This window comes from Streptomyces sp. NPDC056128, from assembly GCF_042263835.1.
Classification (GTDB): Bacteria; Actinomycetota; Actinomycetes; order Streptomycetales; family Streptomycetaceae; genus Streptomyces.
Genome location: NZ_JBHJVQ010000004.1, coordinates 33,709 through 56,184, shown reverse-complemented (window position 1 = coordinate 56,184; position 22,476 = coordinate 33,709). Strand labels below are relative to the sequence as shown.

The following is a 22,476-nucleotide window of genomic DNA, read 5'->3' as shown; positions in this document are numbered from 1 at the left end:
GCTCCTGGCCTTCACCCAGGGACGGCGGCCTGTACGGGACCGACTGCGCCACGCTGCCGGCCAGACACTGATCGGGGCACTGATCGCTTCGGCGGCCCTGGCGTCGGTCGCCCTGCTCGTCACCACCGCGTACTTCGTCATTCTCTGCGTCATCGGGATCGGCTTCCTCACCCTGCCGTACCTGACCACCGCGGTGCGGTGGGTCTGCGACCTCAACCGCCGCGCCGCGGGCCGCTGCGGAGTCCCGATGGAACGGCCCTACCTGCCCGAACCGGAGGAGATCGAACACGACATCGTCGGGTGGATGCGTCGCTGCAAGTGGATCCTGGCGGATCCCGCGACCTGGCGGGACCTGCTGTGGCTGCTCCTGAACAGCGTCGTGGGCACCGTACTCGGCTTCATTCCCTGCGCGATGCTGTACTACGTGGGTGAGGGCCTCGCCCTGGCCGGCGGACTGTGGCAGCGGTTCGCCGCCGACGGTGAGGGCCGGTGGTATCTGCTGATCGAGGTCGACAGCTGGGCCGACGCCCTCCCGGTCACCCTCGCCGCCGGGGCGGTCTTCGTGGCTTGGCTGTACCTCACGCCCTGGGCGCTGCGCGCTCACGCCCTCTTCGCCCACCTCCTGCTGGGGCCCACCGAACGCACCCGCCTCGCCTACCGTGTGCGGCACCTGGCGGAGACCCGGTCCGGGGTGCTGGACATCCAGGCCGCGGAACTGCGCCGTATCGAACGTGACCTGCACGACGGCGCACAGGCGAGGCTGATCGGTCTCGGGCTCCAGCTCGGTGCGGTGGAGCGGCAGCTGGACCTGGACACCGCCGAGGCGAGGCGACTGCTGAAGGAGGCCCGCGACTCCTCGGTGCAGGCGCTGCGTGAACTACGCGACCTGGTCCGCGGCATTCACCCGCCCGTGCTCGCGGAGCGCGGTCTCGCCGACGCCCTGCGCGCGCTCGGGCTGGCCTCCCCGCTGCCCGTCACGGTGGTCGCGGACCTGCACGGCCCCTTGCCCGATCCGGTGGAGAGCTCCTTCTACTTCTCGGTGTCGGAACTGCTCGCCAACGCGCTGAAGCACGCCGAGGCCGGCCGGATCGAAGTGGTCGCCTGGTACACCGACGGCATCCTGCACGGGCGTGTCACCGACGACGGCCACGGAGGTGCCGGCATTTCGGCCGGGACCGGCCTGGCAGGCATCCGTCGCCGGCTGGCATCCTTCGACGGGACCCTGGAGATCAACAGTCCCCCGGGCGGTCCCACCGTGATCAAGATGGAGTTGCCGTGCGCGTTGTCCTCGCCGAAGACCTCTTCCTCCTGAGGCAGGGAATCATCCAACTGCTGGAGGCGTACGACTGCCAGGTGGTCGCCGCCGTGGACAACGGAGCGGATCTGAGGGACGCCATCACCCTGCACAGCCCCGACCTGGCCGTGGTGGACGTGCGCTTGCCGCCCACGTTCACCACCGAGGGTCTGGAGGCGGCCCTGCGCGCTCGCCGCGACCGGCCCGGGCTGCCCATCCTCGTCCTCTCCCAGCACGTCGAGCAGATGTACGCCCGCGAACTGCTCGCGGACGGCACCGGCGGGATCGGCTATCTCCTCAAGGACAGCGTCCTCGACGACGTCCAGTTCATCGAGGCCGTACGCCGGGTCGCGGCCGGCGGTACGGCGATGGACCCCGCCGTGGTCGCCCAGCTGATGACTTCCAACGCCCGGGACCAGCCGCTCGCGGCGCTCAGCGCCCGTGAGCGCGAGGTGCTGGAGCTCATGGCCGAGGGGTGCTCCAACACCGCCATCGCACAACGCCTCACCGTCACCGAGGGAGCGGCGGCGAAGCACATCTCAGGCATCTTCACCAAGCTGATGCTGCCCCCGTCCAGCGACAGCAACCGCCGGGTCCTGGCAGTGCTCGCCTATCTCAACGCCTGAGCGGGTGCCCTGTGCGCTGATGGGGGTGGTAGGGGTGTCCCACGGGGCGGGGGCCCGGTGAGACTTCTCAGGCATGCACAGCCGCCTCTACGAAGGGAACACCCGCCCCATGACCATGCTCGCCGAACGGGACCGCCTGTGGATCCGCCGGTACCACCCCCGTCCGGACGCCGCCGTCAGGGTGGTGTGCCTGCCACACGCGGGCGGCTCCGCGAGCTTCTACCGGCAGCTGTCCGGGGGGCTGCCCGAGGACATGGACGTCCTGGCCGTGCAGTACCCGGGGCGTCAGGACCGGCGCGCGGAGCCCTGCGCAGAGACCATCGGAGAACTCGCCGACGAGGTGACCTCCGTACTCCTGTCCTGGACGGACCGTCCGCTGGTCCTCTTCGGGCACAGCATGGGCGCGACCCTGGGTTTCGAGATCGCACGGCGGCTGGAACGCGATCACGATGTCGTGCCCCGCGCCCTGTTCGCCTCGGCGCGCCGCGCTCCCGCCACGCAGCGGGCGGAGACCGTCCATCTCCGTGACGACGACGGGGTCATCGCCGAGATACGGCAGTTGAGCGGCACGGACTCCGCCATCCTCGACGACGAGGAGCTGATCCGGATGGCCCTGCCGGCCATCCGTGCCGACTACCGCGCGGTCGAGACCTACGTCTACGAGCCCGGTCCCAGGCTTCGCTGTCCCGTGTGGAGTCTCGTGGGCGAGAGTGACCCCAAGGTGCGTCTCGAAGAGGCGCGTGCCTGGTCCGAGCACACCGAGGGCGGCTTCGAGTTCCGTGTCTTCGGCGGAGGGCACTTCTACCTGACGGAGCACCAGCCGGAGATACTCCGCCTGGTCCGCGACGCAGCCTCCGGGGCGGAGGCCTAGAGCCAGCGCTTGTGCTTGAAAATGCCCCAGAGACATACCCCGAGGCCGACCATGAGCGCGACCGCGAAGGGGTATCCGAAGGTCCAGTGCAACTCGGGCATGTGGTCGAAGTTCATGCCGTACGTGGACGCCACCAGTGTCGGTGTGAAGAGGATGGCGGCCCACGAGGAGATCTTCTTGACCTCCTCGCCCTGCTCCATGGTCTCGTAGGCGAGCCGGCGGCTCTCCTCGCCCTGAGCGAGGCTCGCGCTGGACATGCGGCGCATCGCCTCGTTCTGCTCCAGGGAGACGAGTGTGGCGTGCACGGTGAGGGCGCTGTCCAGCATGGTCCGCATCGTCGCGACGCGTTCGGTCACACGAATCGTGTGGTCGAGCACGTTGCGCAACTGGTTCTCCACCTCGCCCCGGGTGCCGTACTTCGTCGTCCCGCGGAGCAGGGCGTTGAGCATGGCGCCGAGGGGGTTGAGGGCGTGCTGGAAACCGATCACCTGGGACAGCAGCTGGTAGATGCGTTTGGAGAGGTTGGGGTCGACGTCTCCGGTGAACAGCTGTGCCTCGACCTCGTCGACATCCTCCTCGAGTCCGGCCACGACGGGAGCGTATCCATCGACGACGTCGTCGAAGATCGAGGTGAGCACGGCCTCCGGACCCATGGCCAGGAACTCCGGCTCCGCCTCCAGCCGTTGTCTGACCACCGCGAGGTCGGGGCGCTGGGCGTGCCGGACGGTCACGGCGAATCCGCTCCCGGTGAAGACATGGATCTCGCCGAACTCGACCTGCTCTCTCTCGTCGTCGTACCACGCCGGGCGGAGCACGACGAAGAGAGTGTCACCGTAGCGTTCGAGCTTGGCCCGCTGATGGCCCTTCTGCGCGTCCTCCACCGCGAGGGGGTGCAGATCGAATTCCTCCGCCACGGAGGCGAGCTCCGCGGTGCTGGGGAGGTACAGCCCGATCCAGGCCATGCCGTCGGACTGTTCGAGTGCCTGGTAGGTGCGGTGGAGAGTGGGCGGGCTCGCCACCCGGACGCCGTCGACGTAAATGCCGTTGTCAACGAGTGTCATTGCCCTCCTTCTGGGCGGCCGTCCCGGCGGACCGCACCTTGTCGCGCAAGCCGCCGACCGCCGATTATGCCGATCGGCGCCGACCGTGGCAGTCCGACGCGCGCACGGGCCGAGCCATGGACGCCGGTGCGTCACCGGACCCGGGTGGGACCGCCCCGGCCGCGAGGCAGGGCACCTCGGACAGGTGCGGCCGGGGCGGGGTATGAGGTACCTCGAATCCGAGGTCGCCGGGGAAGACGGGTCGACGCCCATCCGCCGGCCCGGTGGCTGTCCAGGGACACCGGACCGGCGGACGACGATCCGAACTGGTCCCCATCATCACAACTCATCCGCAAAGTGTCAACATTTACTGCGCCTTGGTCTGTAGCTCCTCAAAGGCGCCGGAGGCCATGGAGTACCTTTTCCAGGAGGGTGGTATCCGGGAGCGAGGCGCCAGCCCGGGGCGCGCGGGGGTGGCGCGGGGTGATCCGGCCTGCGTCGCGCAGGTCGCCGAGAAGAATGCGGACCGCTGTGACCGGCAGCTTAAGCTCCGCCGAGATCTCGACCACGGCTGTCGGGTGCCTGCACAGCTCCAGAATCCGGCGGTGTTCCGACGGCATCCACGCGGTTGGCCGGCACTCGCTGACGATGAGTGTCACCACGTCGAAGAACTCGCTCGGATGACTGCGTCCGCCCAGGACTGTGAACAGCCGGTCGGGGGTTCCGGTGTCCACCGGCCCACGCATCACGACGCGGAAATCCCTGGGACGGAGTTCCGGGGGGCCGCACGGAGGTGCTCACCTATCTGCTCGACCAGCTCCGCCATATGGTGCCCGACGACGCCCGGATCCGCGCTCTCCTGGCCCAGAACCGCCAGATGCGCCCCGATGCCGGCCCCCACGATGAACAGCTGCCCGCCTGGGTACTCGGTCATGAAGTGCCGGACACCCCCCGAGCCGTCGCCGAACTCCACGGACGCGCCCTGGGAGAGGGCTTGAATGCCCGAACAGATGGCTGCCAGCTGATCGGCTTCGTCGAGCGATAACTCCTCGGTCCAGCACAGCTTCAGGCCGTCCCTGGACAGGACCAGAGCGTGTTGGGCCCCAGGGGCCCGCTTCAGCAGGCTCTCCAGGAGCCAGATGAGACTGTTGTCCGTGGTGCGCATAGGGGTGATGGGACGGTGGAACCGAGCTGGCGGCCACCGGTCCAGCCTCCAAACTTTCCAACTCGGTTGTGCGCAGGGGCGGATGACCGGCCACTGCGGTGGGGGGAGTGCTGCTTGATCAGGCGTCGGGGCGCTTGTGGAAGGCTTCGAGGATGTGCTCGGCGGCCAGGGTCGCGGTCAGTTCGCCGTCACGGACCCGGCGTTCCAGCGCCGGCGCACGGGACCGCACCTCGGGAGCGGCGTGCAGGCGGCCGAGCAGCTCCTCGCGGACCATGGTCCAGGTCCAGTCGACCTGCTGGTCCCGGCGGCGGTCGGCCAGTCGTCCGGTGGACTCCAGCAGGGTGCGATGCTGCTCAAGTCTCTCCCATACGGTGTCGAGGCCTGCCGACTCCCGTGCGCTGCAACTGAGCACCGGCGGAGTCCAGAAGGCGTCCTTGCCGTGCATCAGCCGCAGGGCACCCGCCAGTTCCCGTGCCGCGGAGCGGGCGTCCCGCTCGTGCGGGCCGTCCGCCTTGTTGACGGCGATCACGTCGGCCAGCTCCAGGACGCCCTTCTTGATGCCCTGCAGCTGGTCGCCGGTGCGGGCCAGGGTGAGCAGCAGGAAGGAGTCGACCATGTTCGCCACGGCCGTCTCGGACTGGCCGACGCCGACGGTTTCGACGAGCACGACGTCGTAGCCGGCGGCCTCCATCACGAGGATCGACTCGCGGGTGGCCTTCGCGACACCGCCGAGAGTGCCGGCCGTGGGGGAGGGGCGGACAAAGGCCGCCGGGTCGACGGCCAGCCGCTCCATGCGTGTCTTGTCCCCGAGGATCGAGCCACCGGTCCGGCTGGAGGACGGGTCGACCGCCAGGACCGCGACCCGGTGTCCCTGCTCGGTGAGCATCGTGCCGAAGGCGTCGATGAACGTCGACTTGCCCACTCCCGGCACTCCGCTGATCCCGATACGCCGCGCCCTGCCACTGTGCGGCAACAGGTCGGTCAGCAGCCGCTGTGCCAGTGAGCGGTGTTGTGGCCGGGTGGACTCGACGAGCGTGATGGCCCGTGCCACGATCGCACGCTTGCCGTCGAGCACTCCCTTGACGTAAGTGTCCAGATCGATCACCATCGCGGTCGCGGCCTCACAGAGCGTCGTGCCCGAGATCGGCGGCGAGCCGGGTCACGAGGTCGTGGGCGGCGTCCGGGATCACCGTCCCGGGCGGGAAGACGGCCGCCGCCCCCATCTCCAGCAGGGTGGGAACGTCCGCGGGCGGGATCACCCCGCCGACGACGACCATGATGTCCTCGCGTCCCTCCTCGGCGAGCTGCTCGCGCAGTGCCGGTACGAGGGTGAGGTGCCCGGCGGCCAGCGAGGAGACGCCGACGACGTGCGCGTCCGCCTCGACGGCCTGGCGGGCCACTTCGGCGGGGGTCTGGAACAGCGGGCCGACGTCCACGTCGAAGCCGAGGTCGGCGAAGGCGGTGGCGATGACCTTCTGGCCGCGGTCGTGGCCGTCCTGGCCCATCTTGGCGACCAGGATGCGGGGACGACGGCCCTCGGCCTTGGCGAATCGGTCCACTAGGTCGCGGGTACGGTCCACGGAGGGTGACTCACCTGCTTCGTTGCGGTACACACCGGAGATCGTACGGATCTGGCTCGCGTGCCGCCCGTACACCTTCTCCAGGGCGTCCGAGATCTCCCCGACGGTCGCCTTCGCGCGGGCCGCGTCGACCGCGAGCGCCAGCAGGTTGCCCTCGCCCCCGGCGGCACGGGTGAGCGCCGCCAGCGCGTCCTGGCAGGCCGACTCGTCCCGCTCCTCCCGCAGGCGCCGCAGCTTGGCGATCTGCTGGGAGCGCACCGAGGAGTTGTCGACCTTGAGCACGTCGATCTGCTCGTCGGTCTCGACGCGGTACTTGTTGACACCGATGACCGGCTGCCGGCCCGAGTCGATGCGGGCCTGTGTGCGGGCCGCCGCCTCCTCGACCCGCAGCTTGGGGATGCCCGCGTCGATCGCCTGGGCCATGCCGCCCGCCTGTTCCACCTCCTGGATGTGCTGCCAGGCGCGGCGGGCGAGGTCGAACGTCAGACGTTCGACGTAGGCGCTGCCGCCCCACGGGTCGATCACGCGGGTCGTGCCGGACTCCTGCTGGAGCAGCAGCTGGGTGTTGCGGGCGATGCGCGCGGAGAAGTCGGTGGGCAGCGCGAGCGCCTCGTCGAGGGCGTTGGTGTGCAGCGACTGGGTGTGGCCCTGGGTGGCGGCCATCGCCTCCACGCAGGTGCGCGTGACGTTGTTGAACACGTCCTGCGCGGTCAGCGACCAGCCCGAGGTCTGGGAATGCGTGCGCAGCGACAGTGACTTGAAGTTCTTCGGGTCGAACTGCTTGACCAGCTTCGCCCACAGCAGGCGAGCCGCACGCAGCTTGGCGACCTCCATGAAGAAGTTCATGCCGATCGCCCAGAAGAAGGACAGCCGGGGCGCGAAAGCGTCCACGTCCAGACCCGCCTCCCGCCCGGCCCGGATGTACTCCACCCCGTCGGCGAGGGTGTAGGCCAGCTCCAGGTCGGCCGTCGCGCCGGCCTCCTGGATGTGGTAGCCGGAGATGGAGATGGAGTTGTAGCGGGGCATCCGCTGGGACGTGTACGCGAAGATGTCGGAGATGATCCGCATCGACGGCTTCGGCGGGTAGATGTAGGTGTTGCGGACCATGAACTCCTTGAGGATGTCGTTCTGGATGGTCCCGGCCAGCTTCTCGGGCGGCACGCCCTGTTCCTCCGCCGCCACGATGTACAGCGCGAGCACCGGCAGCACGGCGCCGTTCATCGTCATCGACACCGTCATGCGGTCCAGCGGGATGCCGTCGAACAACTGCCGCATGTCGTAGATCGAGTCGATCGCCACGCCCGCCATGCCGACGTCACCCGTCACCCGGGGGTGGTCGCTGTCGTAGCCGCGGTGGGTGGGCAGGTCGAAGGCGACCGACAGGCCCTTCTGCCCTGCCGCCAGGTTGCGGCGGTAGAACGCGTTCGACTCCTCGGCGGTCGAGAAGCCGGCGTACTGGCGGATGGTCCAGGGCTGGTTGACGTACATCGTCGGATACGGGCCGCGCAGGTACGGCGCGATGCCCGGGCGGGTGTCCAGGAAGTCCAGGTCCTCGAGGTCTTGCCCGGTGTACAGCGGCTTGACGGCGATGCCCTCCGGCGTCTCCCACAGAGGCTCATCCCCGCCGGTAGCCCGCTTGACGGCGGTGCTCCACTCGGAGGCGCCACAGGCGGATGCCTGGCTCCCCAGCTCGATCCCGGAGAAGTCGGGGATGGACATCAGGACACTCCCATGCGGTCGAGGGTGGCGGACAGCACAGCGACCGTGTCACAGCCCGCGAAGATGTAGGCGTCGATGCCGGCCTGGTCACGCGGGCCGGCGAGGAAGATGTACGACGCCCCGGCGGCCCTCAGCTCCGAGGCCACGGTCGTGGCCTGCTCCTCGTAGACCGCGTCACTGGAGCACAGGCACACCTCCCGCGCCCCGCTCTCCTCGAAGGCGCCTTCGGTGACGGGCTCGATGCCTCCCGCCTGGAAGAGGTTCGAGGCGAAGGTGAGCCGCGCGGTGTGCGCGGCGGCCGGACCGAGCGCGGCCAGAAAGATCCGGGGCCGGGAGCCGGTGGCGGCGAGATGGGCGTCGGAACGAGCCCGCAGTGCTTCGAAGGCGTCGTCCCGCCGCACCCGCGGCAGACCTCCCGAGGGTGGCGTGGGTGCGGGCTCGCGGACGACCGGCTTCTCGGCCAGGAACGGGAACTCGCTGACGCCGGTGATGGGTTCGCGGCGCTTGGCGAGCTTGTTGCTCCGGGCCTCCCATGTGCTGGCGAGGTCCTGTCCGAGGCGTCCCGAGCGCAGAGCGGCCGCCTGCCCGCCGAGCTGCTCCAGCCACTGGAAGAACTCCCAGCCGGCATGGGCCAGTTCGTCCGTCAGCCGCTCCACGTACCAGGAGCCGCCCGCCGGGTCGATCACACGGGACAGGTGCGACTCCTCGATGAGAATGCTCGACGTGTTGCGGGCGATGCGCCGGGAGAACGCGTCCGGCAGACCGAGCGCGTGGTCGAAGGGCAGTACGGTCACCGCGTCGGCGCCGCCCACACCCGCGGCCAGGGTGGCGAGTGTCGTGCGCAGCATGTTCACCCAGGGGTCCCGGCCGGTCATCATCACCGGCGAGGTGACGGCGTGCTGCACCTGAGCGCTGGGCGCCCCGCAAGCCTCGGTCACCCGCGCCCACAGCCGGCGCGCGGCCCGTAGCTTGGCGATGGTGAGGAACTGGTCGGCGGTGGCCGCATAGCGGAACTCCAGCTGTGCACAGGCCTCTTCGGCCGTCAGCCCGGCCTCGGTGAGCTCGCGCAGATAGGCGACGCCCGTCGCAAGAGAAGACCCCAGTTCCTGGGCGGCCGAGCCGCCGGCCTCGTGGTACGGCAGCGCGTCCACGGTCAGCGCACGCAGCCCCGGATACTGCTCGGTGCACAGCCGCGCCAGTGAGGCGATCGGAGCGAACGCCGAGGACGTGCCCGTACGGGCCTCGTGGCCGAGGGGGTCGGCACCGAGGTTGCCGCGCGCCGCCTCCTTGGCGACGCCCCGGTCCTCGTACTGCCGCAGCAGTTCCCGCGCGGCGGGCTCCACGTCGGCTCCGGCGTCCAGGATGACGGGGGCCAGGTCGAGATAGACGCCGTCCAGGACCCGGCCGAGCGCGGACAACGGAATGCCGTGGTCGCCGACGCCCAGCCACAGTGACGTGACACCGTTCTCCAGGTCGGACAGGACCGCGTCGCCGTCCGGCGCCGCATGCCACTGCCGTACGTCCCAGCCGCCGACGGTGTTCCCCTCGGCCCTGCCCCCGCGTACGAACGGCGCGAAGCCCGGCAGGCCGGGGTCGGGGGCGGTGTCGCTGCCCGTATAGAGGGGCCGCGTGACGAGCCCGTCCTCCAGCGAGGTGGACAGCGCTTCTTCCGCCGCGCTTCCGGAGGCCTCCTTGCCGGACTTGCGCAGGACGCTCTCCACGAGAGCCTGCCACTGCTCGTGTGAGGCGTTGGGGAACTCGCCGGCGAGCGAGAGCCCGTCGTCAGGTAGGACGGTCATGGAGGCCTTACCAAAGTCGTCGGACGTTGCTGAGTGTGCGGCCGGCCGCGTCATCAGGACATGGTGCTGCCACCGGCCCAACAGCAGTTGATCAACGCGGGACCGTGGGGTGTACACGGCCCGGCTCTTGGCCGTCTCGATGGAAGCACCTGGTCATGACGAGCATAGGAAGCCCCGCCAAATAGTGTCAACAGTTTGGCTTGGTTCCACCAGCGTCAGATGTGATCAGGGGTATTTTGCGCACAAACGTGGAATGCACAGCCGAAAAAATGTTGACAGATTTGGTTGCGGCCCCGCTATGGTGCTGGAGGGTCGCACCTTGCGCACGAGTCCGGCGTCGAAGCCGTGTGCCGCGCCGCCGGCGCCGTCCGCGAGAGGCGCACCGGCCCAGGCAGGCCGGTAAGTCCCGACCGACTCATCCCGTGCGCTGTCACATGCGCCTGGACCCGCACGCCCAGTCAGAATCGAGTACTCCATCGTGCCGATAGACATCAATCGCCTCGCGCAGGCCGAACGCTTCCAGCCTCCCGGCCACCACAATGTCGGACCCGTCCATCTCTTCGGTGGTGAGCAGTACGACGGAGCCGTCACGGTGGCCCTGTCGCACTACCTCCCCGGTGGCCGCGCGGACATGTCACCCGTGCCGGTGGAGACGCTCTACCTCGTGCTGACCGGCTCACTCACCCTCGCCGACTCCGACGGCGGAGTCCATGTCCTGGACGCCATGGACTCGGCACGCCTCACGGCCGGGACCTACCGCAGCGTCGAGAACCGCACGAACCTCGCCGCGAGCATGCTGGTGATCCGGCCGAACCCGGCGAGTCCGTCGTTCCACACGTCCGAGGCCCGGTCATGACGGGGCCGCTCGGCGAACTGCTCGTCGTCGACCTGACCCGGGCCCTGGCCGGACCGCAGGCGGCCATGATGCTCGGTGATCTCGGCGCCCGCGTGATCAAGGTCGAGAGCCCCGCAGGGGACGACACGAGGTCCTGGGGGCCGCCGTTCGTCCACGGGGACGACGGCACCCCGGAGGCGACCTACTTCCTGGCCTGCAACCGGAACAAGGAGTCGATCACGCTCAATCTGAAGGACGCCGAGGACAAGCAGGTGCTGGCCCGGCTCATCCGCCGGGCGGACGTCCTGATGGAGAACTACAAACCGGGCGCTCTGGAGCGCCTCGGATTCGGGACCGAGCGCCTGATGGAACTGAATCCGCGCCTGGTCGTGCTGTCGATCAGCGGGTTCGGCCACGACGGCCCGGAGGCGAGCCGTGCCGGGTACGACCAGATCGCCCAGGGCGAGGCGGGGCTGATGTCGCTGACGGGACCGGACGCCGATCACCCCCAGCGCGTCGGTGTGCCGATCGCCGACCTGCTGGCGGGCATGAACGGCGCCTTCGGCGTGCTCGCGGCGCTGCGTGAACGCGACCGCACCGGCCGGGGGCAGATCGTCCGCACCTCGCTGCTGGCCTCCGTCGTCGCGGCGCACGCGTTCCAGGGGACCCGTTGGACCGTGGCCGGCGAGGTCGGCCGGGCACAGGGCAACCACCATCCGACCATCGCTCCGTACGGACTGTTCCGCTGCGCCGGCGGCAGTGTGCAGATCGCCTGCGGGAACGACGCCATGTGGCAGCGCCTGTGCGCCGCGTTCCAGATCACGGCCGACGATCCGCAGCGCTACGCCACCAACGCCGACCGCATCGCCAACCGGGACAGTCTCACCGAACTGCTCGAGGGCGTCTTCGCTCACCACGAGCCGGACGACCTCCTGCGCCGGCTCGCCGCCTTGGACATCCCCGCCGGCCGGGTCCGCACCCTGGACGAGGTCTACGAGTGGGAGCAGACCCGCTCACAGCATCTTCTCCTCGACATCGAGCACCCCAACCTGGGGAAGATCACGCTGCCGGGCTCGGCCCTGCGCACCTTCGCCGTCGACGACGCCGGGACGGAGACGGAGACCACTCGTCTCGGTCACCGCCCGCCGCCGGTCCTCGACGGCGACGCCGCCGCCATCCGGGAGTGGCTGAACACCTCGCCGAGCTAGTACCGGTGCTGATGAGCTCAGCCGAACTGTGCACATTAGACGGTCTCTGTGCTGTCCATTGCCTCGCTAGATGCGATCGACAGCACAAAGTGTTGACATTTACCCAAAGAAGATTAGGGTCGCGAGCAAGTCTGCGCCCGAGTCACCAGCATCTGACGACACCCATGCACAAGACGTCCGTGCCGGCTGGGACGAGCCGGGCGCGGATCGAGAAGGAGGTTCCGGTGAGAGGTATCGAGCCGGTGACGGCGGCTACGCAGCTGCGGCAGGCTTTCGGATGCTTTCCGTCCGGGGTCACCGCTCTGTGCGCCTACCGCGACGGCGAGCCCGTGGGCCTGGCCGCGAGTTCGTTCACGTCCGTATCGATGGAGCCGCCCCTGGTATCGGTGTGTATCCAGCACACCTCCTCCACGTGGCCGAAGCTTCGTGATCTGCCGCGACTGGGGCTGAGCGTGCTGGCCGAAGGCCAGGACGAGATCTGCGCGCGGCTGGCGAGCAAGGCGGGAGACCGTTTCGCCGGAGTGGAGTGGTTCGCGTCCGCGGACGGCAGCGTTTTCGTGGACGGCGCCACGCTGTGGCTCGACTGCACGATTCGCGAGGAGGTCACCTGCGGGGATCACGACATCGTCCTACTCGAGATCAGCGGTCTCAGTGTGGCTCCGGACGCCTCACCCCTGGTTTTCCACGGCAGCCGATTCCGCCGCCTGGCCAGTATCTGACCAGGCAGGACGCCGTCCTTCCCGGGCGGGCGAAGCGGACCGGCACCGGCGATGTGTGTCGGACGACGGTTGTGAGGAAGTGAGGCTTGACGATGGACAACACGCATGCGCCGGACAGCGCCGGCCGGGGAGCCGATCGCACGGACGGCATCGAGTTCCAAGGCCGCGATCCAAGGAGCGCCGCCCAACACGACGCCGACGGAACTGCCGCCGGGGAGACCCTGGCAGCGATCGTCGACGCCCCCGGCAGTGAACCGCGTCTGGGCCCGGTCGTCCTGCCGCCGCGCACACCCGGCACCACGCTCATCGCCGTCGTCGCGGCACCGCTGAACCCGCTGGACCTCCTGATCGCCTCCGGCACGTTCCACTCCGCCCGGCACGAGGAACCCTACGTCCCCGGCCGTGAGTGCGTGGGCATCGTTCTGGCCTCCGACCGGTACCCGCTAGGTGCCTGGGTCTACGGCGAGAGCGAGGCGTCGCCGGGCAGCCCGGGTGCCTTCGCCACGCAGGCACTCATCGCCGACGAGGACCTCCTCCTGCTCCCCAACGGTCTCGACCCGGTGCGGGCCGCGGCGGTCGGTAATTCCGGCATCGCCGCGTACATGCCCCTGATGGAGGAAGCCGGGCTGCGTCCCGGAGAAACCGTGCTGGTGCTCGGTGCCACCGGCGCCGTGGGGCAGATCGCCATCCAGGTGGCACGCGGCTGCGGAGCGGGCCGGGTGATCGGCGTAGCGCGCGATCGAGCGGCGCTGAGCGGACTTCTCGAGCTCGGCGCGGACGCCGTCGTCGACCTGCGTGCGGACGAGGACGCCGAGGAGCTGGCGGCGCGGCTGCTGGCGGCGGCCGGCTCCGTGGACGTCGTACTGGACGGCGTGTACGGAATGCCGCTGGAGGCGGCGCTCCGGGTGTGCGCGCCTCGGGCACGGGTGGTCAACATCGGCAATCCGGCCGGGGCGACCGCCCAGGTGCCGGCCGGGCTGCTCCGCGGCAAGCAGCTGACCCTCTCCGGTTTCGCTGGCCTGCACATCCCGCTGCGGGACAAACGTGCGGCACTGACCTGGCTGTGGACCGCCCTCGTCCGAGGCGAGCTGAAGGTCGATGTGCGTACCGTCGAGCTGGGGGAGCTTCCGCAGGCATGGCGGGCCCAGGCGGCCTCGCCGCATCACAAGTGCGTCGTCCTGCCCTCCGGTGCGGAGCGTCGGCACACGAAGCAGCCGGAGCCGGGCGCATGACGACGAGACAGGACACCAACCCCGCCGTGCCTCTGCGGCCGGTCGTCGACTGCGTGGTCATCGGTGGTGGCCCCGTCGGTCTGCTGAGCGCCCTCCTGCTCGGCCGGGCCGGCCTCCAGGTGTCCGTCGTGGAGCGCTGGCCCGAGCGGTATCCGCTGCCCCGTGCCTGCACCATCGACCACGAAGCGCTGCGTATCCTCCAGGCGGCCGGGCTCATGGCCGACTACGCCCACCTCTTCGAACCCTCTCAAGGGGAGCGGGGTGGCTACGAGTTCCGCAACGGTGAGGGCGAGCTCCTGCAGGCCATCGACTGGAACCGAGCCGCGGAGTCGGGGTGGGCCAACACCAACGGCTTCTACCAGCCCGACCTGGAAGCGGCCCTGGAGGACCTGGCGGTCGCGACGCCCGGAGTGCGCGTGCACCGTGGGTGGACCTTCCACGGACTGACCCAGGACCACGAAGGCGTGTCCATCCAGGTCGCCCCCACCGAGAGCCCCGACGAAGGTGTCGAACTCCGGTCGCGATGGGTCATCGGGGCGGACGGAGCCAACAGCGCCGTTCGCTCCGTACTCGGCCTCGAAGTCGGTGACTCGGGGTTCGAGGCCGACTGGCTCGTAGCGGACTACCAGCCACTGGTGGAGGAGCAGTGGAGCGCCTTCGTCACGCAGTACTGCGATCCGGCACAGCCGGCCACCGCGGTCAACAGCGGCCCTGGACGGCGGCGTTTCGAGTTCATGCGCCCCGTGGACATGACCGTCGAAGAGCTCGGCCAGGACAGCACGGCCTGGCGGCTCATGGCGCCTTGGGGAGTGACCCCGGAGACCGCCCGGCTGGAGAGGCATGCCGTCTACACCTTCCGCGGCCGCTGGGCCCACACCTGGCGTGAGGACAACGTCTTCCTGGCAGGGGACGCGGCTCACCTCATGCCCCCCTTCCTCGGGCAAGGACTCTGCTCGGGCCTCCGCGACGCCCGAGCGCTGACCTGGCGGCTCGCGATGGTCCACCGCCGACTGGCATCGCCGGCAGTGCTCGACACGTACGGTCCCGAACGCGTGGGACACGTCCGGGAGATTATTGATGAAGCGGTGGCGGCAGGCCGTGTCATCTGCGAAGTCGACGTCGACCGGGCGGCTGCCCGGGACGCCGCGTTGAGGGAGCGCTCACGCGACCCCGAGGCCGCCACCCGCAAGCCGCCGCACCCCCGACTGGGTGAGCCTTCACTGACGCTGGCGAGCATGGGCACGGACGGACAGCTGGCTCCCCAGGGGCGGATCGAGGTCGACGGCTGGACGGGCCTGTTCGACGACGTCCTTGGCGGCAACTGGCAGCTGATCAGCCGTGCCGGGAACCCCTCAGGCCTGCTGAGCGAGGAAGCCACCGCATGGTTGCGCCGGGTGGGCGGCGTCACCGCTGACGTCTCGGGCCGAGGCTCCGTCCGGGATCTCGACGGTGCCTATGAGCAGTGGTTCACCGAGCACGGGTGCGAAGCCCTCCTCGCCCGGCCCGACTTCTATGTGTTCGCGGCCGGTGCGCACACCGACATCCCGTCCTTCGTCGCAGAGCTGCGCCGGGCGCTGGACCCGGCGTCCGCGCAGGAGCGGCCGGAGTCCGAACGGCGGAGGGTTCCAGATGGACACGCATGAGGCCGTGACGCTCACCAAGGCGACGGAAGAGGAGTCACCCGACAGCGCGGCGGCGGGGTGGCGGACGGCGGCCGCGTCCGCGCTGGGTCTCGCGTGCGGCCCGAGCGTGCTCACAGTGATGGCGTTCGGCGCGTTCATCAAACCGCTCGACCGGGAGTTCGGCTGGGGGGTGCCCGCCATCGCCCTGGCCGCTTCCTTCCTGAGCATCACGATCATGGTCATCTCGCCGGTTCAGGGCCTCTTGGTCGACCGGTTCGGCGGCAGGCGGGTCATCCTGTACAGCTCTCCGGTCTTCGCGCTGTCCCTGATGGCGATGTACTTCCTGCCCGACAGCCTGACGGTCTTCTACCTGGCCTGGATCCTGATCCCGGTGTGCGGCCTGGGCCTGTGGCCGGTCTCCTATCTCCGGCTCACCGCGGGCTGGTTCGAGCGCAAGCTCGGATTCGCGCTGGGAGTCGCCAACTCCGGCATCGGGGTGGGCACCGTACTCGTCCCCATCCTCACCGCCTTCCTGATCGGCGCCTTCGGCTGGCGCACCGCGTTCTTCGGGCTCGGAGCCTTCGCGCTCATCGCCTATCCCGTCGCGTACTTCCTGCTCGCCGAGCCGAGCGCGCGCAGGACGGCGGCGCAGGCCGGCGGCGACACGCTTCGGGTCGCGGCGACGAAGCGTGTCTTCTGGCTCGTGCTCGGCGCGTTCCTGCTGCTGGGGCTGATCGGTTCCAGCATCATCGTTCACCAGATCCCCCTGCTCCAGGACGCCGGTGTCTCCGAAGACGTCGCCAATCTCGTGCCGGTCGCGCTCGGGGTCGCGCTCATCGTGGCGAGGATCGCGACCGGATGGCTGCTGGACCGCATCAGGGTCTCGCTCGTGATGGCCATCTACCTGGTGGGCGGCATCGTCGCACTGCTGCTGTTCGCCGCGGGCCCCAACGTGGTGACGGGCATTCTTGCCGCTTCGCTGGCCGGGCTGCTGATCGGCGCCGAGTTCGACGTCCTCAGCTACCTCATCCCGCGCTACTTCGGCCGGCTGGCCTTCGGCAAGATCTACGGGATCGCCTTCTCGGTGTTCCAGATCGGCTCCGCGATCGCCGCCTCGGCGGTCAGTGTCAGCCGCGACGCCTACGGCTCCTACACGCCGGCGATGCTCACACTGTCCGTCGTCTGCGTGGTCTGCATGGGGCTGTTCCTCAACCTCGGTCCGTACCGCGACGAAGGTGCCGCGGAGCACCGTGCCGAACCACCGTCCGTCCCACTCGGACCCGAGAACGCGATCAGCCCACGTGGAAGGTACGGAACGTCATGACGGCACTGTCACACTCGCATCCGAGCACCGAACTCCCGCAGGCCCACCGACCGCGGCCGGGCGGCTCGTTCGACGCGACGGCGGTCACTTTCGCGGCGATGGGGCTGTTCGACGCGCTGACGGGCGACCAGCGTGCGCGCGTACTGCTGCCCCATGAGGACCCCGGCCGTACGCACTGGAACTTCCTCCCGGAGTCCGGTCGCGCCGGCCTGCCCCTCGGAGAGCTGGACCGTCACCAGGAGGCGCTGGCGCACCGGCTGATCGCCGAGTCGATGTCGATCCCCGCCTACGCCCGAGTGGTCCAGGTCATGACCAACGAGCACGTGCTTCGGGAACTCAATCTTCCCGTCTTCGGGCACATCGCGCCCACCTTCCGCGACGCGCGCGGCTACTTCTTCACGTTCTTCGGCCAGCCGCAGCCGGACACCACCTGGGGCTGGCGACTGGTGGGACACCATCTGTCGGTCAACGTGACGGTGGTCGGCGGCGACCTGGTCAACGTCACGCCGTTTCTCCTCGGAGCCGAACCGGCACGGTTCGGCCCCTTCCGGATTCTCGGCGAGGAGGAGGACGCCGCCTTCACGCTCCTGGACAGCCTCACCGGCTCCCAGACGCAGCGGACTGTCATCCACTCCAAGCCGCCGGCGGACTTCGTGACCCGTACGGTCACGTCCATCGGAGAGGTGGAGTACCCCGCATATCATGGTGTCGGCCGCCGCGACGCGATGATCACCGACGAGGACCGAAAGGCCCTGGCCTACTTCAGGGCTCACCCCCGTGGTTGTCGGGCGGGTGACCTCTCACCCACCCAGCGTGCGCACTTCGACGCCCTTCTGGCTCTGTTCGTCGAGCGTGCGCGTCCTGGGCTGGTGGGATACGAGATGGACCGCATCGCGGCCGCCGGAGGCGTCGAGGACCTGCACTTCGCCTGGGCGGGCGGCACCTCCATCGAGCAGCCGCACTATTTCCGCATCCAGGGCCCGGTCACCCTCGTGGAGTTCGACAACGCCGAGGACAACGCCAATCACGTGCACAGCGTCTGGCGCGACCCCTCGAACGACTTCGGTGCCGACCTGCTGATCCAGCACCACCTCGAGCACGACCACACCGGGTCACACGAGGACCGAGAAGAAGCCCCGGGGTCACAATCCGGGGAACGAGAAGGGGAAGCCACATGAGAATCGTAGGTGTCAAGCGACCGCACACCGACTCGGGCGTGGAGGTCGCAAGCCTCGCCGAGGAAGGCGATGTCGTCACTGTCATAGCCTCTCTGGCGGACTTCTGGGCCGACCCGGCGGGGCATCTGTCCCGGCCGCCCGCCGGCCCGGTGCTCGCCGCGGACTCGGTCGAATTGGTGCCCCCGGTACGTCCCGACGCCCGCGTCTTCTGCATCGGGCTCAACTACATGCAGCACGCCGCTGAGGGATCCTTCCGGGACCAGGAACTGCCCCCTTATCCCACGCTTTTCGCTCGGTGGACCCAGTCCCTGACCGTGGACGGAGCCGAGGTCCCCGTGCCCTCCAACGAAGAGGGCCTCGACTGGGAGGGCGAAGTCGTTGCCTGGGTGGGCACACCGCTCGTCGACGCCACCCCCGAGGAGGCCCTGGAATCCGTCATCGGCTACTCCACTTTCAACGATCTGACCTCGCGCAAGGCCCAGAAGCTCACCTCGCAGTGGATTCTGGGGAAGAACGGGGACCGGTCCGGGCCGATCGGTCCGATGATCCCCGCGGCGGAGGTCGGCGATCTCAGCCAGGGCCTGAGGCTGCAGACCCGGGTCAATGGGGTGACGGTGCAGGACGCTCATACCGATCAGATGATCTACACGGTAGGGGACACGCTGTCCTTGATCTCCCACACTCTGTCCCTGCGTCCCGGCGACATTCTCGCCACCGGCACACCGGCCGGAGTCGGCTACGCCCGGAAGCCCCCGCAACTGCTTCAGCCGGGGGACACCGTCGAGGTCGAAGTGGACCGGCTGGGAGTACTGCGCAACACGGTGGTGGGCAATGAGCGTCGGTCCGCTGATGACGTTCCCTCCGAGCGTCGTTCCTTCGACGGCATAGGCGCCTGAGTACTCCGAGCAGGAGATTTCGAACGACGTGGCGCAACCCGCCGACGGGCGTACTGGCTGCCCGTCGGCGGTTCCTTACTGACCGCATCCATTGAGTGTCGACACCTCCGGCCAAGGATCACCGAAAGTGTCGGCAGCTTGATGTCCGATGTCGGCTACGGTTGTGTGTGCGGCTCAACCGAGCGGCCCTGAGGAAACCGAACATCACCTGGGAACGCACGAAAGGTCGGCGACGTATGACGGCACAGCCAGCCGAGGTGGAGAACGGCCTCGCCCACCCCGACGAGGTGAGCAGAGCCCACCACACGCTGCGGCGTGCGATCATGCACGGCGATCTGCGACCGGGCGACCCGCTGTCACAGGTCGCGCTGGCAAAGCAGATGGGGGTGAGCCGCGGTCCCCTGCGCGAAGCGCTCCGGATCCTGCAGCGTGAAGGCTTCGTGCAGCAGGAGTCGCAGCACCGCGCCCGTGTGACGACGTTCAGCAACGAGGATCTCGACGAGCTGTACGCGATGCGCATCAGTCTCGAAGCGCTCGCGATCGGCATCGCGGTTCCCCGGATGGGCGAGGAAGATTTCCAGCAGCTGGACCAGCTGCTCAAGGAGATGGACGAGACAGCGCGCACGGGAGACGTCGAGCAGTGGGAATGCCCGCACGAGCAGTTCCACCGCGCACTGGTGCACCCGTCCGGCCCGCGCCTCGAACGCGAACTCACCCTGCTCTCGGACCACGCCACGCGCTATCGGCTGGCCTTCGTGTCCTGGAATCCGCTCGAGTGGCAGGCGGAGACGAGCACGCAGCACCGCACGATCGCCGAGGCGGTGAAGGCGGGTGACGCGACCGCAGCCTCGCACGCTCTGGCGGCCCATCTCGCCCGCACCGCTCTCGTCGTCCTCTCGATCTCCGCACCCTCCTACGAGCCCGTTCGCATCCGCAGGGCCCTGGCCGCGGCCGGCGTGCGGTAGCCGCGACCGTGGCCCTGCTACGAAGACCGGTCAGTCCTCGCTGGGTGCCGCGGGCAGCTTGGTCTGGATGAGGTCCATGACGGTGGAGTCGGTCAGGGTGGTGACGTCTCCGAGCCGGCGGTTCTCCGCCACGTCGCGCAGCAGGCGGCGCATGATCTTGCCGGAGCGGGTCTTGGGCAGTTCGGCCACCGGCAGGATCCGCTTGGGCTTGGCGATCGGGCCGAGCGCGGTGCCGACGTGGGTGCGCAGTTCGGCGACCAGGTCGTCGGACTCCGCCGCTGTGCCGCGCAGGATCACGAAGGCCACGATGGCCTGTCCGGTCGTCTCGTCGGCCGCGCCGACCACGGCCGCCTCGGCGACCGACGGGTGGGAGACGAGGGCCGACTCGACCTCGGTGGTGGAGATGTTGTGGCCGGAGACGAGCATCACGTCGTCGACCCGGCCGAGGAGCCAGATGTCGCCGTCGTCGTCCTTCTTGGCGCCGTCGCCCGCGAAGTACTTGCCCTCGAAACGGGACCAGTAGGTGTCGATGAACCGCTGGTCGTCGCCCCAGATGGTGCGCAGCATCGACGGCCACGGCTCGGTGAGGACCAGGTAGCCGCCCCCGCCGTTCGGCACCTCGTTCGCCTCGTCGTCGACGACGGTGGCACAGATGCCGGGCAGCGCGCGCTGGGCGGAGCCGGGCTTGGCCTCGGTGACGCCGGGCAGCGGTGTGATCATCATCGCGCCGGTCTCGGTCTGCCACCAGGTGTCCACGACCGGGGTCGCGTCCGCGCCGATGTTCTTGCGGTACCAGATCCACGCCTCGGGGTTGATCGGCTCGCCGACCGAGCCGAGGACGCGCAGCGAGGACAGGTCGAACTTCGCGGGGATGTCGTCGCCCCACTTCATGAACGTCCGGATCGCGGTGGGCGCGGTGTAGAGGATCGTCACGCCGTACTTCTGCACGATCTCCCAGAACCGGCCCTGGTGCGGGGTGTCCGGGGTGCCCTCGTACATGACCTGCGTGGCGCCGTTGGCGAGCGGGCCGTAGACGATGTAGGAGTGGCCGGTGACCCAGCCGACGTCGGCGGTGCACCAGTAGACGTCGGTGGCCGGCTTGAGGTCGAAGACCGCCCAGTGCGTGTACGCCGTCTGGGTGAGGTAGCCGCCGGAGGTGTGCAGGATGCCCTTGGGTTTGCCCGTCGTACCGGAGGTGTAGAGGATGAACAGCGGGTGCTCGGCGTCGAACGCCTCCGGCGTGTGCTCGGCGGACTGCCGGTCGACGGTCTCGTGCCACCACTTGTCGCGGGAGTCGTCCCAGGCGACGTCCTGTCCGGTGCGGCGGACGACGAGCACGTGCTCGACGGTGCCGGCCCGCTCGGCGGCCTCGTCGACGGCCGGCTTGAGCGCGGACGGCTTGCCGCGCCGGTAGCCGCCGTCGGAGGTGATGACGACACGCGCGTCGGCGTCCTGGATGCGGGTGGCGAGGGCGTCGGAGGAGAAGCCGCCGAAGACCACCGAGTGGGCGGCGCCGATCCGGGCGCAGGCCAGCATCGCGATCGCCGTCTCCGGGATCATCGGCATGTAGACGGCGACCCGGTCGCCCTTCTGCACGCCGAGTTCCAGCAGGGCGTTGGCGGCCTTGGAGACCTCGTCCTTGAGCTCGGCGTAGGTGACGGCGCGGCTGTCGCCGGGCTCGCCCTCGAAGTGGATGGCGACGCGGTCGCCGTGCCCGGCCTCCACGTGCCGGTCGACGCAGTTGTAGGCGACGTTGAGCTTGCCGTCCTTGAACCACTTGGCGAACGGCGGGTTCGACCAGTCGAGCGTCTCGGTCGGCTCCTCGGCCCAGGTCAGCCGGCGGGCCTGCTCGGCCCAGAAGCCGAGCCTGTCTGCCTTGGCCCGTTCGTACGCCTCTGCCGTGACGTTGGCGTTCGCGGCCAGGTCGGCAGGGGGTGCGAACCTGCGTTCTTCCTTCGCGAGGCTGGCGATCGCCGTACCGTCGACTGCTGCTTCGGCGTCCCTTGATGCCGACATGTCTGCTCTCTTTCTGCCCTGCGAGGGCCCGCAGATCTTCTTGCGCGCACGAGGGGATCCCCGATCACTGCCTCGCCGCGTGACACTTTGCTGAATGTAGCGTGTAACCGAGTTCTGGTCCAGGCGCGATGAGACGGTGAGCGGCCCGACCCGGCGCCTCAAGGGCCCCTAGGCATATGCGATGTAACAGCTTGCTCGTAATCACCACACGGGTATTGGCACTGACACCTGGTAACCGGCATGCTGCACACAGGGCACCGCTGAAAGAAGGCGTGACCCTTCCTTGTGCCCTTGGCAATGTGCGTGTAGTGCCGCCCGATCCCGCGGACCGCGCCGCTTCCAGCCGCATTCACCGACCGCAGCCGATCGCTGTCACGTTCGACACCG

19 protein-coding genes are annotated in these 22,476 nt (G+C 69.2%); 12 read left to right on the top strand and 7 right to left on the bottom strand.

From position 1 onward, the window contains the following. Positions 1 to 4: 4 nt before the first annotated feature. The 3 genes from ACFC1X_RS11110 (at position 5) to ACFC1X_RS11100 (ending at position 2,791) form a co-directional block, all read left to right on the top strand. Positions 5 to 1,312: a sensor histidine kinase gene (locus ACFC1X_RS11110; protein WP_376352127.1), complete on the top strand. Its 1,308-nt coding sequence runs from the start codon at positions 5 to 7 to the stop codon at positions 1,310 to 1,312. Continuing rightward, positions 1,276 to 1,920: a response regulator gene (locus tag ACFC1X_RS11105; RefSeq protein ID WP_376351174.1), complete on the top strand. Its 645-nt coding sequence runs from the start codon at positions 1,276 to 1,278 to the stop codon at positions 1,918 to 1,920. The genes ACFC1X_RS11110 and ACFC1X_RS11105 overlap by 37 nt, the downstream gene beginning before the upstream one ends. Positions 1,921 to 2,029: 109 nt before the next feature. After that, positions 2,030 to 2,791 (top strand): thioesterase II family protein, encoded by a 762-nt coding sequence (locus ACFC1X_RS11100; RefSeq protein WP_376352124.1) that lies wholly within the window; start codon positions 2,030 to 2,032, stop codon positions 2,789 to 2,791. Here the strand turns inward: ACFC1X_RS11100 and ACFC1X_RS11095 are convergent. From ACFC1X_RS11095 to ACFC1X_RS11070, 6 genes are all read right to left on the bottom strand, one after another. Further along, the gene (locus ACFC1X_RS11095; RefSeq protein ID WP_376351172.1) at positions 2,788 to 3,852 is read right to left on the bottom strand and encodes a magnesium and cobalt transport protein CorA; all 1,065 of its coding nucleotides are present in this window, start codon (positions 3,850 to 3,852) and stop codon (positions 2,788 to 2,790) included. The two genes, ACFC1X_RS11100 and ACFC1X_RS11095, sit on opposite strands and share 4 nt — an antisense overlap. 371 nt (positions 3,853 to 4,223) lie before the next feature. Next, positions 4,224 to 4,580, bottom strand: coding sequence for a DUF742 domain-containing protein (locus ACFC1X_RS11090; protein WP_376351169.1), 357 nt, complete (start codon positions 4,578 to 4,580; stop codon positions 4,224 to 4,226). Continuing rightward, positions 4,577 to 4,996 (bottom strand): roadblock/LC7 domain-containing protein, encoded by a 420-nt coding sequence (locus ACFC1X_RS11085; protein ID WP_376351167.1) that lies wholly within the window; start codon positions 4,994 to 4,996, stop codon positions 4,577 to 4,579. Before ACFC1X_RS11085 ends, ACFC1X_RS11090 begins: the two co-directional genes overlap by 4 nt. 118 nt (positions 4,997 to 5,114) lie before the next feature. Beyond that, a complete protein-coding gene (meaB, locus tag ACFC1X_RS11080; RefSeq protein ID WP_376351165.1) occupies positions 5,115 to 6,104 on the bottom strand; it encodes a methylmalonyl Co-A mutase-associated GTPase MeaB in 990 nt (329 codons plus the stop codon). A 13-nt stretch (positions 6,105 to 6,117) separates the two neighbouring features. Then, on the bottom strand, positions 6,118 to 8,295 hold the full coding sequence (gene scpA, locus ACFC1X_RS11075) for a methylmalonyl-CoA mutase (protein WP_376351163.1): 2,178 nt from the start codon (positions 8,293 to 8,295) through the stop codon (positions 6,118 to 6,120). Beyond that, on the bottom strand, positions 8,295 to 10,094 hold the full coding sequence (locus ACFC1X_RS11070) for a methylmalonyl-CoA mutase family protein (protein ID WP_376351161.1): 1,800 nt from the start codon (positions 10,092 to 10,094) through the stop codon (positions 8,295 to 8,297). Before ACFC1X_RS11070 ends, scpA begins: the two co-directional genes overlap by 1 nt. Positions 10,095 to 10,572: 478 nt before the next feature. Here ACFC1X_RS11070 and ACFC1X_RS11065 point away from each other — a divergent pair, with 478 nt between their 5' ends. The 9 genes from ACFC1X_RS11065 (at position 10,573) to ACFC1X_RS11025 (ending at position 20,073) form a co-directional block, all read left to right on the top strand. Beyond that, positions 10,573 to 10,950: a cupin domain-containing protein gene (locus ACFC1X_RS11065; RefSeq protein ID WP_376351159.1), complete on the top strand. Its 378-nt coding sequence runs from the start codon at positions 10,573 to 10,575 to the stop codon at positions 10,948 to 10,950. Beyond that, positions 10,947 to 12,137: a CaiB/BaiF CoA transferase family protein gene (locus tag ACFC1X_RS11060; RefSeq protein ID WP_376351156.1), complete on the top strand. Its 1,191-nt coding sequence runs from the start codon at positions 10,947 to 10,949 to the stop codon at positions 12,135 to 12,137. Before ACFC1X_RS11065 ends, ACFC1X_RS11060 begins: the two co-directional genes overlap by 4 nt. Before the next feature lie 224 nt (positions 12,138 to 12,361). Next, positions 12,362 to 12,856 (top strand): flavin reductase family protein, encoded by a 495-nt coding sequence (locus ACFC1X_RS11055; RefSeq protein ID WP_376351154.1) that lies wholly within the window; start codon positions 12,362 to 12,364, stop codon positions 12,854 to 12,856. 92 nt (positions 12,857 to 12,948) lie between these two features. Further along, positions 12,949 to 14,088 (top strand): zinc-binding alcohol dehydrogenase family protein, encoded by a 1,140-nt coding sequence (locus ACFC1X_RS11050; RefSeq protein ID WP_376351152.1) that lies wholly within the window; start codon positions 12,949 to 12,951, stop codon positions 14,086 to 14,088. After that, positions 14,085 to 15,731, top strand: coding sequence for a bifunctional 3-(3-hydroxy-phenyl)propionate/3-hydroxycinnamic acid hydroxylase (locus ACFC1X_RS11045; protein ID WP_376351149.1), 1,647 nt, complete (start codon positions 14,085 to 14,087; stop codon positions 15,729 to 15,731). Before ACFC1X_RS11050 ends, ACFC1X_RS11045 begins: the two co-directional genes overlap by 4 nt. Further along, positions 15,718 to 17,034 carry an MFS transporter gene (locus ACFC1X_RS11040; RefSeq protein WP_376351146.1) on the top strand — a complete coding sequence of 439 codons (1,317 nt, stop codon included), beginning with the start codon at positions 15,718 to 15,720 and terminating at the stop codon, positions 17,032 to 17,034. Before ACFC1X_RS11045 ends, ACFC1X_RS11040 begins: the two co-directional genes overlap by 14 nt. After that, a complete protein-coding gene (locus tag ACFC1X_RS11035) occupies positions 17,031 to 18,212 on the top strand; it encodes a DUF3500 domain-containing protein (protein WP_376351144.1) in 1,182 nt (393 codons plus the stop codon). Before ACFC1X_RS11040 ends, ACFC1X_RS11035 begins: the two co-directional genes overlap by 4 nt. Continuing rightward, on the top strand, positions 18,209 to 19,108 hold the full coding sequence (locus tag ACFC1X_RS11030) for a fumarylacetoacetate hydrolase family protein (protein ID WP_376351141.1): 900 nt from the start codon (positions 18,209 to 18,211) through the stop codon (positions 19,106 to 19,108). The genes ACFC1X_RS11035 and ACFC1X_RS11030 overlap by 4 nt, the downstream gene beginning before the upstream one ends. A 236-nt stretch (positions 19,109 to 19,344) precedes the next feature. Further along, positions 19,345 to 20,073, top strand: coding sequence for a GntR family transcriptional regulator (locus ACFC1X_RS11025; RefSeq protein WP_376351139.1), 729 nt, complete (start codon positions 19,345 to 19,347; stop codon positions 20,071 to 20,073). Positions 20,074 to 20,103: 30 nt separating this feature from the next. On the opposite strand, the gene acs is transcribed toward ACFC1X_RS11025, so the two are convergent. Next, positions 20,104 to 22,089, bottom strand: a complete 1,986-nt coding sequence (gene acs / locus ACFC1X_RS11020) for an acetate--CoA ligase (protein ID WP_376351136.1) — start codon at positions 22,087 to 22,089, stop codon at positions 20,104 to 20,106. Between the last annotated feature and the right edge of the window lie 387 nt (positions 22,090 to 22,476).

What these genes read in the sequence shown, in the direction of transcription:
- ACFC1X_RS11045 (WP_376351149.1), top strand. Translation starts at nt 14,085, where the DNA reads ATGACGACGAGACAGGACACCAACCCCGCCGTGCCTCTGCGGCCGGTC.
- ACFC1X_RS11070 (WP_376351161.1), bottom strand. Translation starts at nt 10,094, where the DNA reads ATGACCGTCCTACCTGACGACGGGCTCTCGCTCGCCGGCGAGTTCCCC.
- acs (WP_376351136.1), bottom strand. Translation starts at nt 22,089, where the DNA reads ATGTCGGCATCAAGGGACGCCGAAGCAGCAGTCGACGGTACGGCGATC.
- meaB (WP_376351165.1), bottom strand. Translation starts at nt 6,104, where the DNA reads ATGGTGATCGATCTGGACACTTACGTCAAGGGAGTGCTCGACGGCAAG.
- ACFC1X_RS11050 (WP_376351152.1), top strand. Translation starts at nt 12,949, where the DNA reads ATGGACAACACGCATGCGCCGGACAGCGCCGGCCGGGGAGCCGATCGC.
- scpA (WP_376351163.1), bottom strand. Translation starts at nt 8,295, where the DNA reads ATGTCCATCCCCGACTTCTCCGGGATCGAGCTGGGGAGCCAGGCATCC.
- ACFC1X_RS11100 (WP_376352124.1), top strand. Translation starts at nt 2,030, where the DNA reads ATGACCATGCTCGCCGAACGGGACCGCCTGTGGATCCGCCGGTACCAC.
- ACFC1X_RS11060 (WP_376351156.1), top strand. Translation starts at nt 10,947, where the DNA reads ATGACGGGGCCGCTCGGCGAACTGCTCGTCGTCGACCTGACCCGGGCC.
- ACFC1X_RS11035 (WP_376351144.1), top strand. Translation starts at nt 17,031, where the DNA reads ATGACGGCACTGTCACACTCGCATCCGAGCACCGAACTCCCGCAGGCC.
- ACFC1X_RS11085 (WP_376351167.1), bottom strand. Translation starts at nt 4,996, where the DNA reads ATGCGCACCACGGACAACAGTCTCATCTGGCTCCTGGAGAGCCTGCTG.
- ACFC1X_RS11025 (WP_376351139.1), top strand. Translation starts at nt 19,345, where the DNA reads ATGACGGCACAGCCAGCCGAGGTGGAGAACGGCCTCGCCCACCCCGAC.
- ACFC1X_RS11040 (WP_376351146.1), top strand. Translation starts at nt 15,718, where the DNA reads ATGGACACGCATGAGGCCGTGACGCTCACCAAGGCGACGGAAGAGGAG.
- ACFC1X_RS11095 (WP_376351172.1), bottom strand. Translation starts at nt 3,852, where the DNA reads ATGACACTCGTTGACAACGGCATTTACGTCGACGGCGTCCGGGTGGCG.
- ACFC1X_RS11030 (WP_376351141.1), top strand. Translation starts at nt 18,209, where the DNA reads ATGAGAATCGTAGGTGTCAAGCGACCGCACACCGACTCGGGCGTGGAG.